Genomic DNA, 14,995 nt, shown 5'->3' on the forward strand with positions numbered 1-14,995 from the left:
AAGTCCGGCCGAAGTCCCCCACGCGGGCGACTCGGCCGGAATCATGCGCCTCTTGTACTACAACCGCGGGTCGACGGGCTCGGACTCCAGTGCGAGCACACCGAACACCGCTTCGTGCACCCGCCACAGCGGCTCGCCCTCGGCGAGGCGGTCCAGCGCCTCCAGGCCGAGCGCGTACTCGCGGATCGCCAGCGACCGCTTGTGGTTCAGGAAGCGGCCGCGCAGCCGCGCGAGGTTCTCCGGGCGGGTGTACTCGGGGCCGTAGATGATCCGCAGGTACTCGCGGCCGCGGCACTTGATGCCGGGCTGCACCAGCCGGCCCTCCGTGTTGCGCACCAGCGCGCCGACCGGCTTGACGACCATGCCCTCGCCGCCGCGCCCGGTGATCTCCAGCCACCAGTCGGTGCCGGCCCGCACCGACTCCGGGTCCCCGGTGTCGACATACAGCCGGCGGGTGGTCTGGAGCAGCCCGGAGTTGTCGTGCTCGACCAGCCGGTCGATCAGCGCGAGCTGCTCGTCGTGCGGCAGCGCGGCCAGGCTGCGGCCCTGGACGGCGAGCAGCTGGAACGGGGCGAGCCGCACCCCGTCCAGGCCTTCGGTGGTCCAGCAGTAGCGGCGGTAGGCCTCGGTGAACGCGGAGGCGGCCCCGGCCCGCTCCCGCTGACGGCCCAGCAGCTCCCCGACGTCCACGCCCCTGGCCGCTGCCGCCTCCAGAGCGGCCAGCGCGGGCGGGAGGGCGCGCCGGACGCGGCGCCCACGGCCGCGTACTGGGAGCGCAGCAGGCCGCTCGCCTTCAGCGACCACGGCATCAGCTCGGCGTCCAGCAGCAGCCAGTCGGTGCCGAGTTCCTCCCACAGGCCCGCCTCGGTGACGGCGGCGCGCAGCCGGCCGAGGATCTCCTCGGTGACGGCCGGGTCGTCGAAGAACGGGCGGCCGGTGCGCGTGTAGAGCGAACCGGTCACGCCGTCCGCCCCGAACCGCTCACGGGCGGTCTCCGCGTCCCGGCACACCAGGGCCACCGCGCGCGAGCCCATGTGCTTCTCCTCGCACACCACCCGCTCCACCCCGTCCGCCGCGTACTGGGCGAACGCCTCAGGGCGACGGCGAGCAGCGAGGAGGCCGCGTACGGGCGGTCGTTCACGAACTTCCGGCCATGATCGCCTGACCTGCGCATACGCCAGAATTGGCGCTCTGACCTGCGGTAATCACTTTCGGTGATTGCCGCAGGTTTTCATGTTTTTCTGGGGCCATGTGCCCTCGCTGTGCCCTCCCCCTGCCCGGGACGCGGGTCGCTCGGTGTCGGGGCGGCGTGGGGCGGGAACGTTCATCTGAGGCCGGGCGCCGGGCGTGCCCCTGCCTTGGGTCTGTTCCGTTCGCCCCGGGCGCCCGGGTGTCGGGACCTACCATCGGAGTACAGCAGCCTGCAAACGCACTGGGGTGATCGTGAGCAACTGGGCCGACCTTACGAACGGGCAGCGCATCAAGCACCTCCGGGGCTCCGATCTGACACAGCAGGGACTCGCGGATGCCGCGGGGGTTTCCCTCGCCCTGGTGCAGAAAGCCGAGCAGGACCGCGGAGAGTTGTCGGTGGGTTCGCTGCTCAAATTCGCCCACGCGCTGAACACGGACGTATCCGTGATCCTGGGCCAGCAGGCACCGCGCCGGGGCATGGACCAGAGCGACCGCGCCGCCCTGCGGCAACTGTCCGACGCCGTGCACGAGAGCGCCCTCGGTGAGTGGGAGGGCATCGAGGACCCGAGCACCCTCGAGGACCTGAGCGAGGCTCGGGACCGTGCGTGGGACGCCTACTGGGCGAGCGACACGGCGAAGGTCAGTAGCTACGCCTCCAAGGTGCTCATGGAAGGACAGGTTCGGTACGCGAGCGCTACCGGCAGCGAGCGCGAGCAGTTGGGATCGATCCTGGCGAGTACCTACCGCGTAGCCGCGTCCTGCTCGAACGGATTCGGGCAACGCGACCTTGCGTTGAGCGCGCTCACGTCGGCGAAGCACCTCGCGCGGGAAGTCGATGACCCCGTGATGACGGCGCTGCTGGAATCCACGCTGTCGTGGATCTACCTGCGCGGCGCCAAGCTGCCGCGCGCCGTCGCCGTGGCCGAGCGGGCGGCACTGGCAATCGAGCCGTCGTTCAGCAACGGGTCACGCCCGCAATTGCTCGCGTACGGGCGACTGATGATCTCCGCAGCCGTGGCAGCATCGCGGCGGGAGGACGAGAGCGCGGCCGACGACTACATCTCACAGGCGCACGCCGCAGCGGCGCGGCTCGGCCGAGACGAGAAGTTGTACGGGACCAGCTTCGGCCCAACGGCGGCGAAGACCGAGGCGGTTGGAATCCACGTCGCCCTGAAGAACTACGGGCGCGCGCTGAAGCTCGCCAGTCACCCCGACATGAAGAAGCTGCCCAAGTCCATGTCGAAGGTTGCCCGCAACCGCTACAAGCTCGACGTCGCCCTCGCGCAGTGCGCGGCCGGCCTTTACGACCAGGCCGGAGACACGCTGATCGAGGTGGCGCTCGATGCTCCGGAGTGGGTCAAGCATCAGGCGTTGCCGGGCGTCATCGGCAAGCGCCTTGCGAAGGTGTCCACGGCGCGCGTGCGCAACATCAGCGAACTCATCGGCATGCCCTTGATCGCGTGAGTCCTACGGAGCGTAGGAGCGCGGGCCCGCCAACCACGCCCGGTCGTACGCCTCATCACTTCACCGTCGGTGATCGAGTGGGCACGATTGATGCATGGTCAGCGTCGAGAGCGGACAGAGGCAGGGGCGGGTGAAAATCCGCCGGACCGATGGTGAGCTGAGACGACGGCAGGCACTCGCGGACGCGGCAGCGGGCGTCAGGCCGGGCGAGGCCGACGTGCCGGCCGAGGCGGCGAAAGTCGAGCGGTTCCGCTGCGTGATCTACCTGTGCGGCGCCCCCAACGCGGACATCACGGCGCCCCGCCAGGAGTGCACCGAGTACGCCGAGGCGTTCGGGTGGGAGATCACGGGCGTGATCGAGGAACGCGCGGGGCTCCTGTCGCCGCACGGGCGTGACGGGCTGGGCCGGGCCGTCGAGCACATCAAGAGCGGCGAGGCCGGGGCAGTGCTCACGGCATGGCGCTCGATGATCTCGTCCGTGCCGCAGGAGTACGACGAGGTGGCGCGCGAGATCGAGAAGGCCGGCGGCTTCCTGCACGTCAAGGACTCGGCGTACAGCGAGCGAGGGGTCGCGCGGTGACTCGTCGCAGGTTCCGCTACGTCCCGTTCACCATTGAGCAGGACCAAACGGCAGAACCGGAGTACGCGGCACGGTGCGTGTCCGGCGACGAGACCGAGTGTGGAGCGGAGTCCGGCACGCACAGCGGCCCGGGGCCTGTCGAGGAGTGGCAGCGCAGGCACACGCAGGAGACCGGACACCGACGCTATCGCCGGACTTTCGGCGACTACGCCGTGATGCGGCCCCCGGCACAACTCGCCGAACTCGTGCGGACGGACGGGGGCACGGCGTGACCTTCGCCCCGGCCATTGCGCGCCCGTGGCGTGATGCCTGGCCGCTCGTCGCGCAGACGGACGACGGGAACCAGTGGGTGACCGGGGCCTGTTGGCTGTACTGCCGACGGGAGGGCGTACGCGTCCTGTGGGTCGGTTCGGTGACGACGCCGGGCGCAACGGGTGACTTATACGCGTGCGGCCCATGCATCGCGGAGCTTGACCACATAGTGCGTGTCCAGTCGCACGACCGGGACCGGAACGCGGACCGCGCCGCACAGTCCGCCACGCTCACCGGGCCCGCACATGGTGAAGATCGAAGATCGCACGGACCCCAGGAAGCCCCGGACCCGTACCGCGCGGCTCCTGTTCCTGAACCAGCACCGCGAAGTAGTGCGCCGCGGCGCTTGGTCTCAGGTGTGGGGGAGGACCCGCAGGCGTGCCGCTGACGCGCTCGCCGAGGCGTACGACACCGCGCACGCGGCATGGGTTCGCAGTGGCAAGCCCGAAGGCCGTGAACCGGCTCGCGTCACCATTCCCGACGGCGCCAGCCCGCACGACCTACGGCACTTCTACGCGTCGCTCCTCATCAAGCACGGGGAGAACGTCAAGACCGTTCAGAAGCGACTCGGGCACACCAAGCCGTCGATCACGCTCGACACCTACACCCACCTGTGGCCCGACGAGGAGGACACAACGAGGGCAGCGGTCGAGGCCGTTCTCGGCGATGTGCCCCCGTTGTGCCCTGCGAAGTCTGCCTAGCTCCGTCTGCGCAGGTCAGAGCCGTTCATCAGCGGTAGTTGACGTACTGCGCGAGCGCGGCGTCGGGTGCGCCGCCGCGGCCCTTGCCCTTGCCGCGCCGGACCAGTGCCACCGGGTCCACCTCCAGCAGCAGCGCCGCTATGCAGCGCTCGGCGTCCGCCTCCGGGTAGAGGACGTGCGCCGTGCCGTAGGAGGTCGAGCGCGACTGCGCCTTCTCGGGGTGCTTGTGCAGCAGGAAGCCGAGATCGGTCGCGGGGCGCTCGGGGCCGCCGGTGGTACTGATCGAAAGGAACACGGTGGTTACACCTCGAAACACCTTCTGAACTGCTGAGACACGCGGGGATCCAACGCGTCCGATCACCGTACCGGCCCGGTGGCCGGGTCTCTTCGGGATTTTTCGCTGCTTCTCCGGTGCTTCCTCGGTGCTCTTCGGTGCTTCTTCGGTGGTTCGAGGGCGCCGGCGGCGCCGGGCTCGCCCCGGGAACCGGGGCTGGAGGGCTGCTACGACAGCTGGGACTGGACCTCGGAGGCGATCAGTTCCAGGTGGCCGAGGTCGGTGAGGTCGAGCACCTGGAGGTAGATCCGGCGGGAGCCGGCCTCCTGGTAGCGGCCGATCTTCTCGACGACCTCGGCCGGGGTGCCCGCCAGTCCGTTGGCCCGCAGCTCGCCGACCTCGCGGCCGATGGCGGCGGCCCGCCGGGCGAGTTGGTGCTCGTCCTTGCCGACGCAGACCACCAGGAGGTTGGAGCAGAGGATCTCGTCCGGGTTCCGGCCCTCCTTCTGCGCGGCTTCCCGCACCCGGCCGAACTGGGTCGCGCTGTCCTCGGGCGAGAAGAAGGAGAGGTTGTACTCGTCGGCGTACCGGGCGGCGATCCGCGGGGTGCGGCGGGGTCCCTTGCCGCCGACGAGAATCGGGAGCTTGGCCTGGGCGGGCTTGGGGAGCGCGGGGCAGCCGGTGAGGTCGTAGTAGGTGCCGTGGAAGTCGTAGGTGCTGCCGGTCTCGGTGGCCCACAGCCCGGTGATGATCTCCAGCTGCTCCTCGAGACGGGCGAGCCTCTCCTTGGGGAAGGGGATGCCGTACGCCTTGTGCTCCTCCTCGAACCAGCCCGCGCCCAGGCCGAGTTCGACCCGGCCGCCGGACATCTGGTCGACCTGCGCGACCTGGACGGCGAGGACTCCGGGGAGGCGGAAGGTCGCGGCGGTCATCAGGGTGCCGAGCCGGATGCGGCGGGTCTCCCTGGCGAGTCCGGCCAGCGTGATCCAGGCGTCGGTGGGGCCGGGCAGGCCGTCGGCGGAGCCCATTTTCAGGTAGTGGTCGGAGCGGAAGAAGCCGTCGAATCCGAGGTCCTCGGTGGCCTTGGCGACGGTCAGGAGCGTGTCGTAGCTGGCGCCCTGCTGGGGCTCGGTGAAGATGCGCAGATCCATGCAACCATCCTGCACGGTCGGCCGATTGATCGGTCGATTGATATGACCGCCCCAGTGACCGACGCGCGAGGAAGATCGTTGCCCGCTCGGAGCCGGAACGCCCGGCACCCGCACCGGTCGGGGAACGCCCGGTGCGTCACCGTGCCGGCCCGGAAACGGGGCCGGGGCCGAGGAGGCCGACGTGTTGGAAGAGACCGCACCGCTGCAGGACGGCGGTCCGTTGCAGGACGGCAGCTCGCCGCAGCCGAAGGGGCTGCTTCAGCAGATGGAGGAGCTGATGGCCGCGCTGAACGCGGACTTGTCGGCCCTGAACGCGGATCTGCGGACGGCGGCTGTGGGCCGTCGGGGCGGCGCGGAGGAGGAGGGGGCGGGCCGGTGAGCTGAGGGGGACTTTGGAGAGGGCGCAGTCTTCTGGAGGGGGCCCGGTCCATGTGAGTGGTTGTCGGCGGGCCCCCCGGCCAAGGGAGAGTGTCAGCCCGCCTCCCGCTCCGGTAAGGACTCGTCGCGGTCGGCGAGTTTGCGGAGCATCTCCAGGACGCGGTCGCGGGACTCGTCCGCGGCGTCGATGGCCTCCATGCACTGCCAGTAGGTCGCCTCGTCGTCCGCCGCGCAGGCGAGGCCGACAAGGGCCATGCCGACCTCGCCGAGCAGCCCGCCGAGGTCGGTCAGGGACTGGCGGGCGTCACCCAGCTCGGTGAGCTGCGCCGCCCGTAGCTCACCGGGGGCGATCACGGGGGTGTCCAGGACCCCGCAGCCACGGCCCGCCAGCTCGGTCAGCCCCAGTGCCTCGCCGCGCAGTTCGGGTGGGCCGGCGACGGCGAGGCGGCTGCCCACCGCCTGCGCGAGCGCCTGCGCCTGCCACACCTCGGTCAGCAACTCCGGAGCGCCGCCGCTCGCGGCCAGCGCTCTCCTGCTCGTCACGATGAGCCGCACAGCATCCATGCGCTGCCCCCGTCTGTCCGACGCGCTGCCCACGCGTCCACCCGAACTCCCTTGTCCACTACCCAGAGTGAGGTCACCTGAGACAAAAAGCCAGAGGAAGACGGAAATTAGCGGACAACAATTCGAACTCGACGACCGATTCGGCTACGGAGAGTACAAACGGAGCGTTCAACTCCCCACGCTCGGGGGCGCCTACGGCACGGGGAAGGCGACTACGGCGCGGGGAACCGGTGCTCGTTCCGTTCGATCTTCGCCGCCAGCGCGGCCAGCGGATCAACGCCGAGTACCTCGCACAGCTGGAGGAGGTACGCCAGCACATCGGCGATCTCGTCGGTGACGCGGTGCGCGGTGTCCGGATCGTCCATCACCCGGGCCGACTCCTCGGGCGTCGACCACTGGAAGATCTCGAGGAGTTCGGCGGCCTCCACGCTGAGCGCGGAGGCCAGGTTCTTGGGCGTGTGGTAGGGCTGCCAGCGCCGGGCGGCGGCGAACTCGGCGAGCCGCTGCTGGAGTTCGGCCAGGCCGGGCGCCGGGGTCCCGGCCGGGAGGCAGGTGGGTTCCGTGGGGTCCGTGGGATCGCGGTGATCAGTCACGGTCCAGGTGTACCACCGTCACACCGTCCACTCCCTCGGCCCAGGACGCGTCGCTCACCGCACCGACCAGCCGGATGTGCCCGCGGGCGCACATCCGCACCGCCAGCTCCAGCAGGGCGGCGCGCTGGGCGAGATCGAGGCCGCGGTCGAAGTTGTCCGCCAGCACGGTGAGGGTCTGCAGGGCGTCCGGGACCTCCACGGCCGTGTCGACCTCCAGCACGCCGGGGCCGGTGAGCAGCACCAGCGCGAGGGCGAGATGGCGCAGCTCGCCGTCGCCGAGCCGCTCGATGCCGGTGCGGATGCCGTTGCCGCGGTCGAGCAGGGCGCGGACACGTCCGTCTCCGCACGGCTCGGCGAGCAGATCGGCGACCGGACCTGCGCACCCCTCCCGCAGGGCGTCGACGAGCAGCCCGTGCCGCCGCCCGCACTCGACACGGGTACGGGCCAGTACGGCGGCGAGATTCTCGCAGCCGCCGAGGAGACGGCCGGTGCCGACGGGCACGGGCGCGCCCATGCGGTCGGGCCGGGGATCGCAGGCGAAGACGGAGCGCAGCGCCACCAGCATCTGCTCGGCGGCGGCCAGCACCCTGCGCTGCCCCGACGTCGTCCCGGCGACGCGCAGCGGCAGCAGCGCGGTGCCCAGCCGGTCGTCGGGCAGCAGTCCCCGGGTGACCTCCGCACCAGCCGTATGCCAGGCCGCCTGCACGACCCGGCGGCGCGGGTCGCGCAGCGCCGAGCCCAGCAGGACCAGCCGGTCGGCGGTGAGCCGCTCCCCCACGATCCGCAGCTCGGGCTCGGCCTGCACGGCGACCTCGAGCCGCACCGGCCCCTCCGGCCCGGCCGCCGCACACCCGATCCGGAACCCCCGCCGGCCCTGCGCATCGGGCCGCGCCCCCTCGGGCACCCAGGCCCCCGGCTCGCGGAACACCTCCCCCAGCTCGGCCCCGCCCGCGAGCCGCGCCAGCGCCTCGTACGCCCGCAGCGCACTGCTCTTCCCGCTCCCGCTGGGTCCGGCGAGCAGCGTCAGCGCCCCGAGCCGCACTTCGGTCCGCCGGTGCCGGGCGAACGCCGTCAGCACCAACTCGCTGACATACGGCCGCAGCGGCCGCGCCACGGGCGTCGCAGGAGCGGGAACCGAGGCACTGGCAGGAACCGGAGCTGCCGGATCCACGACCGGCCCGCCGGACGTGACGGACGCCCGACCGGAGCGCGGAACAGAAGGGGACGAAGACACGGTCATACGCGGGACGCTAGACCGCCGACCGCCGGGCGAACCGTTCCGCTGGTGCGCCCTTCCTACGAACGGGCGGGCGGCCCGCTCACCCGCTCGCGCCCCCTGCCACCGCGCACGCCCGCTCGACGCCCCCGACGGCCCTCACGCCCCCGGAACCTCGACCCCCTCCATCAGCCCGGTGACCTCCGTTCCGGCCGGCGTCAGCAGGAACACATTGCGGTCGACCCGGTGCATCCCGCTCGCCAGCCCGAAGACCACACCCGTGCTGAAATCCAGCACCCGCTTGGCGACCTCGGTCTCCGCACCGGTCAGATCGAGCAGGACCGGGACGCCGGCCATCAGCGTCTCGGCGACGTCGCGGGCGTCCGCGAACACATTCACACGCAGAACGACAAAGCGGCGCCGCGCCTCCGTCTCGACCTCCGGCACGGACCGGTGGTCGACCGCGGACGGCCAGGCGTCCCGGCCCCGCAGCGGAACGACCTGGGCGAGCCCCTCCCACTGCTCGTCGGTGACATCGTGCCTGTTCACCGGCATGCTCCGTCCTCGGTCGTCCTGAGTGTCTGCATCGGGCAATTCTTACGCATGGTCACCCGTTCGGCCCAACACCGACACGCTCCGCCAACGGGCAGGACCTCGTGACCGAAAGGTCCGGCGAAGCGTTGACCTCGCCCCGGCGATCGGCTTCGCTGACGGGCATGACGGACATCACGGGTGGAACGAACGACGCGAGTGAACCAAGAGAATCGGGTGAACCGGTCCTGGCCTTCGCCACGCAGGAGGACTGGGAGAAGTGGCTGGAGGAACACCACGCCGAGGCCACCGGGGTGTGGGTGAAGATGCCGCGGAAGGGCTCCGGGCTCACCGGCCTCGACTACGCCACCGCGCTGGAGTCGGCCCTGTGCTTCGGGTGGATCGACGGGCAGAAGAAGAAGCTGGACGAGACCCACTGGGTGCAGCGGTTCACTCCGCGCCGGCCGCGCAGCAAGTGGTCGCAGATCAATGTGAAGAAGGCGACCGCACTGATCGAGGCGGGCCGGATGCGGGAGGCGGGGCTCCGTGAGGTGGAGCGGGCCAAGGCGGACGGACGCTGGGAGGCGGCGTACGCGAGTCCGAGCAGGGCGACGATTCCCGACGACCTGCGGGCCGCCCTGGACGCGGCGCCGCAGTCGGCCCGCGACTTCTTCGACTCCCTGGACAGCCGCAACCGCTACGCCATCCTCTACCGCATCCAGGACGCCAAGCGCCCCGCGACCCGAGCGGCCCGCATCGAGAAGTTCGTGGCGATGCTGACGGCCGGGGAGAAGATCTATCCCTGATCGCGAGAAGGGTCGGGGGCCGGTGCACCCGTCCCCCGACCGGCCGAGCCGGTCCGGGCGGCCGAGCCTTCGTCCGGACCGGCTCCGCCGGTCAGCCCCCCGTCAGCCGATCAACCGATCGTCACAGGTCAGCCGGTGACGATCGCCTCGGCCGCGGCGATGCCGCAGACCCGGGCCGCGCCGTGGGTGGTGATGTGGAGGGCGCCGCGCGGGGCGGACTGGGGTACGCCCATCTCGACGACGACGGTGTCCGGAGCGGCGCCGAGGAGCGTGTCCAGTGCCGTGCGCATCCAGGCGTGGCGGTGTTCGTCGCGCACCACGGCGACGATCCGGCGGCCCGCGGCGGCCTTGAGGGCCTCGGCGCCGGCGTCGGGGCCGGAGAAGCGGCCCACCTCGGAGCCGGGGAGCCTTCGTTGCAGTTCCGCGCCGACTCCCCAAGGGGTCTCGTCGCCGACGGCGATGTTGGCGGCCGGGGTGAAGGTGGCCACGAACACCGGTGCGGTGACGGGGGCGCTGGGCCGGGTGCGGGTGACGGTGACGGCGCGGCGGGCGGCGGTGAGGCCGATGTCCGGGCGGGGCTCGATGGGCGGGGCGGACGAGCGGCGTGCCGCGGCGGTCCAGGCGGCCAAGGCGCGGACCCGGGCGGCGGCGTCGGCCAGCCGTTCTTCGGCCAGTTCGCCGGAGCGTACGGCGCCGACGAGGGCGTCGCGCAGGCTGAGCACCGTCTCCTCGTCGCACAGCCCGCCGCCCACGCAGATGGCGTCGGCGCCGGCGGCGATGGCGAGGACGACGCCGTGCTCCAGGCCGTAGGTGCCGGAGATGGCCCGCATCTCCATGCCGTCGGTGACGATGAGTCCGTCGTAGCCGAGTTCGCCGCGCAGCAGGTCGGTGAGGATGCGGCGGGAGAGCGTGGCCGGGCGGTCGGGGTCGAGGACGGGCACGCGGATGTGGGCGCTCATCACGGCCCGGGTGCCGGCCTCGATCGCCGCCCGGAACGGCTTGAGCTCGCGTTCGTGCAGGGTGGTGGTGTCGAGGTCGATGTGCGGGAGCGCGTGGTGGGAGTCGACGCTGGTGTCGCCGTGCCCGGGGAAGTGCTTGGTGCAGGCGGCGACCCCGGCGGCCTGCATGCCCTCGACGTAGGCGGCCGTGTGCCGGGCGACCAGGTCGGTGTCGGCGCCGAAGGACCGTACGCCGATGACCGGGTTGTCGGGGTTGGCGTTGACGTCGGCGGAGGGCGCCCAGTTGAGGCTGACCCCGCAGGCGGCGAGCCGGCGGCCCAGCTCGGCGGCCACGCCCCGGGTCAGCGTCACGTCGTCGACCGCGCCGAGGGCGTGGGCGCCGGGGAAGGAGGAGCCGGTGCGGACCTCGAGGCGGGTGACGTCGCCGCCCTCCTCGTCGATGGCGACCAGCAGTTCGTCCCGCTCGGCCCGCAGCGCGGCGGTGAGCGCGCCGACCTGCTCCGCGTCGACGATGTTGCGGCCGAACAGGGCGACGGAGACGAGGCCCTCGCCGAGCCGGCGGCGCACCCAGTCGGGCGGTGTGGTGCCGGTGAAGCCCGGCTGCAGTACGGCCAGGGCGTCCCGTGTGAGGGTGTCGGTGCCGGTGGTGGTGGCAGTCATCGGGTGGCGTTATCCCTTCACGGCGCCCGCGGTCAGGCCGCTGACGGCCCTGCGCTGCAGGAAGACGAAGAGGATCAGGATCGGGACGGCGAACAGCGACGAGGCTGCCATGGTCGCTCCCCAGTCGTCACCGAACTGGGTCTGGAAGCTGGACAGCCACAGCGGGAGCGTCTTCGCCTCGGCGTCCTTGTTGAGCACCAGGACGAGCGCGAACTCGTTCCAGGCGGTGATGAATCCGAACAGCGAGGTGGACATCAGGCCGGGGGCGAGCAGCGGCAGGATGATCCGGCGGAACGCCTGGGCCCGGGTGCAGCCGTCGACCATCGCCGACTCCTCCAGTTCCTTGGGCACGGCGGCGACGAAGCCGCGCAGCGTCAGGATGGTGAAGGGCAGGATCATCATCGTGTAGAAGAGCGTGAGCGGCACCAGGCTGTTCAGCATCGAGGCGTCCCGCACGATCATGTACATAGCGATAATCATGACTTCCCAGGGCGCCATCTGGGCCAGCATGAAGCCGATGATGAATCCGCGTCGCCCCTTGAACCGCATCCGGGCCAGGGCGAAGGAGCCGGCCAGCGCGATGATCAGGGAGAAGGCGACGGCGAGGACGGTGACGGTCAGCGAGTTGGTGACGTACGTCCAGAAGTGGTCGACCTCGGTCGCCGTGCGGAAGTGCTCGAAGGTGACGTTCGCCGGGAACCAGACCGGGTTCTCCGCGATGATGTCGCCGGTCGGTTTGAAGGCCGTGGCGAACATCCAGTACACGGGGAAGACGCAGCCGATGAACAGGACGACGGCCGTGACGTTGGGCCACAGGCGGCCGAAGAGCGAGCGCTTCACAGCTCGTCCTCCTCTTGCTTGAGCACGATCCGCAGGTAGTAGGCCGTCAGGCCGAGCAGGATCAGGATGGTGAGCACGGCGATGGCCGCGCCCATGCCGTAGTGCTGGTTGCCGACGCCCTCGATGTAGGCGTAGACGGGCAGGATCTCGGTGAGCCGGTCGGGGCCGCCCTGGTTGAAGGTGTACACCTGCACGAACGCCTTGAAGATCCAGATGATCTCCAGGAACGTCGTGGCGTAGAGGAACGGCCGCAGGAACGGCAGGGTGACGGTGGTGAAGCTGCGCCAGCTGCCGGCTCCGTCGAGGGCGGCGGCCTCGTAGAGCTCGCTGGGGATGGTGGTGGTCGCCGCGTAGAGGTTGATCGCGACGAACGGGACGGACATCCACACGATCAGCACGGTGACGACGAAGAAGGTCGACATCTGGCTGCTGGTCCAGCTGTAGTCGGCCATGGAGTGCCAGCCGAGCTTGTCCAGGGTCCAGTTGACGACGCCGAAGCGCTGCGCGAACAGCCACTGGTAGACGGTGGTGGCCGCGACCACCGGCATGGCCCAGGCCAGGACCAGACCCATCATCAGGGTGAAGCGCATCCGCTTGCCGAACCGGGCGAGCAGCAGACCGACCAGGGCGCCCAGGACCATCGTCAGGGCGACATTGACGGCCGTGAACAGGATGGAACGGAGGGTGACCCGCCAGAAATCCTCCCCGGTGAGGACCTCCTTGTAGTTGTCGACGCCGTTCCACTCGGTGACGTGCTGGATCAGCTGCGCCATGTTGAGGTTCTGGAACGACAGCAGCACGTCCTTCAGCAGCGGCCAGCCGAGCAGCAGCACGGTGGCCGCGCAGGCGGGCAGCAGCAACAGGTACGGGACGAGCGCGCCGGCGCGCGACGCGGCTCGCGGGGTGGGCCTGCCGGGTCCCTCGTCGTCCGTCTTGCGGACGTCCACCGGGCCGGAGGGCGGCCGTTCGGTCTGCACGGTCATGCTCGCGATCTCTCTTCTCGACGTACTCGGCGGCGCACGCGGCGGCATCGCGGCGGCGTCCGGGCCGCGGCGCCCTCGCACCGGGCCGGCGCGCTCCCGCTCCCGCGACCGCCGTTCCCCTATCCGGGGTCGCGGGGGCGGGTCGCGTCACGCGACGCGGGCGGGGGCCGTCCGGTGGCGGCCCCCGCTCGGCCGGAGCTCCCTGCGCTCCTACTGCTGCTGCGCCAGGCGCTTGTTGAACTCGTCCTCGACCTTCTCGGCGGCCTCGGCCGGGGACTTTCCGTTCAGCACGGCGGTCATGTACGTCTTGATCGGGTTGGGCTCGTTCTCGACCGCGGCCCACTCCGGGATCAGCGGCGTGGTGCCGCCGACGGCGGCGGCCGGCGCGGCGGCCTCGGCGGGGGCGTTGCCCTTGAGGTTGCTCTGCAGCGACTCCTTGTTGGGGATGACGCCGTTGAGCTTGGCGAGCTGGCCCTCGAACTTGTCGGACAGGGCGAGCTTCAGGAACTCCTTGGCCAGCTCCTGCTTCTTGCTGCCCGCGGCGACCGCGAGGTTGGAGCCGCCGAGGAAGACGCCCTCGGGCTTGTCGGCCGTGGCGCCCGGGATCGTGAAGTAGCCGATCTCCTTCTCGATCTTCGGGTCGGCCTTGGTGGCGATGCCGGCTTCCCAGCCCATGCCGATGAACGCGCCGGTCTTGCCCTTGGCGAAGACCTCGCCCTGCTGCGGGGTGGCCTCGTCCTTGTCCTTGGGGGCCTTGGACAGCGCCTGGAACTTCTTGTACGTCTCCATGGCGGCGGCGACCTTCGGGTCGCCGAGGTTGGAGACGTACTTGTCGCCCTCCTTCTTGACCAGTTCGCCGCCCTCGCCGATCACCAGGCCGACGAAGTGGTACCAGTTCTGGCCGGGGAGGTAGATGGGCTCGGCGTCGGTCTTCTCACCGATGGTCTTCAGGGCCTTGTAGAACTCGTCGCGGGTCTTGGGCGTCTCCTTGATGCCCGCGTCGGCCCAGATCTTCTTGTTGTAGAGGACGACGCGGTTGGCGAAGTACCAGGGGGCCGCGTACTGCTTGCCCTCGTAGACGGACGACTCGTTCAGCGACTCGGTCCAGTCGGCGCCGATCTCCTTCTTGAGGTCACCGAGGTCGGCGAGGCCGCCGGTCTTGGCGTAGGCCGGGGTCTGGGTGTTGCCGATCTCGAAGACGTCCGGCGGATTCTCCTCGGACAGCGCGGTGGTCAGCTTCTGCTGGATGCCGTTCCACTGCTGGACCTCGAACCTGACCTTCGCCTTGGTCTTCTTCTCGAACTCGGCGGCGAGGTCCTTCTGCCACTGGTCCGGCGAGGAGCCGTCCATCACCCAGACCGTGAGCGTCTCGCCGGCGTAGCCGTCCGCCCCGGCCTTCTTGTCGTCGCCGCTGTCGCCGCCGCACGCCGCGATGGAGACCATCATGCCCGCGATACCGATCGCGGCTATCAGCTTGCGCTTCACGCGCCACCCCTCCCTGAAGGAATGCCTTGAACACCCACGCGCTCGGCGGGCTGGGACCCGGCTTCCTCGAAATGGTTTAGACCAGCAAGGGGAGCTTGGCCTAGACCTATGACCCTGTCAAGGGTCGCCACATCACCGGTGAGTGACGGCTGGAACACGGGATCCGGAGGGCCGAACTCCGCCCAGACACGGGCATAACGACCCGCCGACCGAGGGTTGGACTAGACCAACCAGCGAGGCGCGGTTATAACGGGACCGCCGAGCGTGCGGCCCCGAACCCGGTCGTCCGCCGACGTGCACCGCGGCC

15 protein-coding genes and 3 pseudogenes are annotated in these 14,995 nt (G+C 70.6%); 6 read left to right on the forward strand and 12 right to left on the reverse strand.

All coding sequences use genetic code 11. The features are described 5' to 3' along the window. Positions 1–57: 57 nt before the first annotated feature. Both ABD198_RS04875 and ABD198_RS04880 read right to left on the reverse strand, forming a co-directional pair. Positions 58–1,094: pseudogene (locus ABD198_RS04875) on the reverse strand (polynucleotide kinase-phosphatase); the annotation flags it as partial. After that, positions 1,064–1,174 (reverse strand): annotated as a pseudogene (locus ABD198_RS04880) (hypothetical protein); the annotation flags it as partial. The pseudogenes ABD198_RS04875 and ABD198_RS04880, both read right to left, overlap by 31 nt. A gap of 269 nt (positions 1,175–1,443) precedes the next feature. On the opposite strand from ABD198_RS04880, the gene ABD198_RS04885 reads away from it, so the two are divergent. The 4 genes from ABD198_RS04885 to ABD198_RS04895 all read left to right on the forward strand — a co-directional run bounded on the left by ABD198_RS04885 (position 1,444) and on the right by ABD198_RS04895 (position 4,248). After that, complete coding sequence (locus ABD198_RS04885; RefSeq protein WP_343998089.1) at positions 1,444–2,655, forward strand: helix-turn-helix domain-containing protein; 1,212 nt, start codon at positions 1,444–1,446, stop codon at positions 2,653–2,655. Positions 2,656–2,749: 94 nt separating this feature from the next. Next, positions 2,750–3,235 carry a recombinase family protein gene (locus ABD198_RS04890; RefSeq protein ID WP_343998090.1) on the forward strand — a complete coding sequence of 162 codons (486 nt, stop codon included), beginning with the start codon at positions 2,750–2,752 and terminating at the stop codon, positions 3,233–3,235. After that, positions 3,232–3,507, forward strand: a complete 276-nt coding sequence (locus tag ABD198_RS30890) for a DUF7848 domain-containing protein (protein WP_486388884.1) — start codon at positions 3,232–3,234, stop codon at positions 3,505–3,507. Before ABD198_RS04890 ends, ABD198_RS30890 begins: the two co-directional genes overlap by 4 nt. A 285-nt stretch (positions 3,508–3,792) precedes the next feature. Then, positions 3,793–4,248 carry a tyrosine-type recombinase/integrase gene (locus ABD198_RS04895; RefSeq protein ID WP_343998091.1) on the forward strand — a complete coding sequence of 152 codons (456 nt, stop codon included), beginning with the start codon at positions 3,793–3,795 and terminating at the stop codon, positions 4,246–4,248. A 31-nt stretch (positions 4,249–4,279) separates the two neighbouring features. Here the strand turns inward: ABD198_RS04895 and ABD198_RS04900 are convergent. Next, positions 4,280–4,543, reverse strand: a pseudogene (locus tag ABD198_RS04900) (3' terminal RNA ribose 2'-O-methyltransferase Hen1); the annotation flags it as partial. A gap of 206 nt (positions 4,544–4,749) precedes the next feature. Then, positions 4,750–5,673 (reverse strand): LLM class F420-dependent oxidoreductase, encoded by a 924-nt coding sequence (locus ABD198_RS04905; RefSeq protein ID WP_343998092.1) that lies wholly within the window; start codon positions 5,671–5,673, stop codon positions 4,750–4,752. Positions 5,674–5,854: 181 nt separating this feature from the next. Between ABD198_RS04905 and ABD198_RS04910 the strand changes: the two genes are divergently transcribed. Next, positions 5,855–6,052 carry a hypothetical protein gene (locus ABD198_RS04910; protein ID WP_343998121.1) on the forward strand — a complete coding sequence of 66 codons (198 nt, stop codon included), beginning with the start codon at positions 5,855–5,857 and terminating at the stop codon, positions 6,050–6,052. A gap of 92 nt (positions 6,053–6,144) precedes the next feature. Here the strand turns inward: ABD198_RS04910 and ABD198_RS04915 are convergent, their stop codons facing one another. The 4 genes from ABD198_RS04915 to ABD198_RS04930 all read right to left on the reverse strand — a co-directional run bounded on the left by ABD198_RS04915 (position 6,145) and on the right by ABD198_RS04930 (position 8,979). Next, positions 6,145–6,615 carry a DUF6099 family protein gene (locus ABD198_RS04915; protein ID WP_343998093.1) on the reverse strand — a complete coding sequence of 157 codons (471 nt, stop codon included), beginning with the start codon at positions 6,613–6,615 and terminating at the stop codon, positions 6,145–6,147. A gap of 212 nt (positions 6,616–6,827) precedes the next feature. Then, the gene (locus ABD198_RS04920; RefSeq protein WP_343998119.1) at positions 6,828–7,136 is read right to left on the reverse strand and encodes a nucleotide pyrophosphohydrolase; all 309 of its coding nucleotides are present in this window, start codon (positions 7,134–7,136) and stop codon (positions 6,828–6,830) included. A 64-nt stretch (positions 7,137–7,200) separates the two neighbouring features. Next, positions 7,201–8,448, reverse strand: coding sequence for an AAA family ATPase (locus ABD198_RS04925; RefSeq protein WP_343998094.1), 1,248 nt, complete (start codon positions 8,446–8,448; stop codon positions 7,201–7,203). 135 nt (positions 8,449–8,583) lie between these two features. Further along, positions 8,584–8,979, reverse strand: a complete 396-nt coding sequence (locus ABD198_RS04930) for a cell division protein SepF (RefSeq protein WP_343998096.1) — start codon at positions 8,977–8,979, stop codon at positions 8,584–8,586. 161 nt (positions 8,980–9,140) lie between these two features. Between ABD198_RS04930 and ABD198_RS04935 the strand changes: the two genes are divergently transcribed. Then, positions 9,141–9,761 carry a YdeI/OmpD-associated family protein gene (locus tag ABD198_RS04935; RefSeq protein ID WP_343998097.1) on the forward strand — a complete coding sequence of 207 codons (621 nt, stop codon included), beginning with the start codon at positions 9,141–9,143 and terminating at the stop codon, positions 9,759–9,761. Between the two features lie 128 nt (positions 9,762–9,889). On the opposite strand, the gene ABD198_RS04940 is transcribed toward ABD198_RS04935, so the two are convergent. From ABD198_RS04940 to ABD198_RS04955, 4 genes are all read right to left on the reverse strand, one after another. After that, entirely contained in the window at positions 9,890–11,380 is a 1,491-nt protein-coding gene (locus ABD198_RS04940) for a glycoside hydrolase family 3 protein (protein WP_343998098.1), read from the reverse strand. Positions 11,381–11,389: 9 nt separating this feature from the next. Continuing rightward, positions 11,390–12,220 (reverse strand): carbohydrate ABC transporter permease, encoded by an 831-nt coding sequence (locus tag ABD198_RS04945; protein WP_343998099.1) that lies wholly within the window; start codon positions 12,218–12,220, stop codon positions 11,390–11,392. Next, positions 12,217–13,203, reverse strand: a complete 987-nt coding sequence (locus ABD198_RS04950) for a carbohydrate ABC transporter permease (RefSeq protein WP_343998100.1) — start codon at positions 13,201–13,203, stop codon at positions 12,217–12,219. Before ABD198_RS04950 ends, ABD198_RS04945 begins: the two co-directional genes overlap by 4 nt. Before the next feature lie 210 nt (positions 13,204–13,413). After that, the gene (locus tag ABD198_RS04955; RefSeq protein WP_343998101.1) at positions 13,414–14,688 is read right to left on the reverse strand and encodes an extracellular solute-binding protein; all 1,275 of its coding nucleotides are present in this window, start codon (positions 14,686–14,688) and stop codon (positions 13,414–13,416) included. Positions 14,689–14,995 lie beyond the last annotated feature (307 nt).

Origin of the sequence: Streptomyces thermocarboxydovorans, from assembly GCF_039524635.1 — a bacterium.
Classification (GTDB): Bacteria; Actinomycetota; Actinomycetes; order Streptomycetales; family Streptomycetaceae; genus Streptomyces; species Streptomyces thermocarboxydovorans.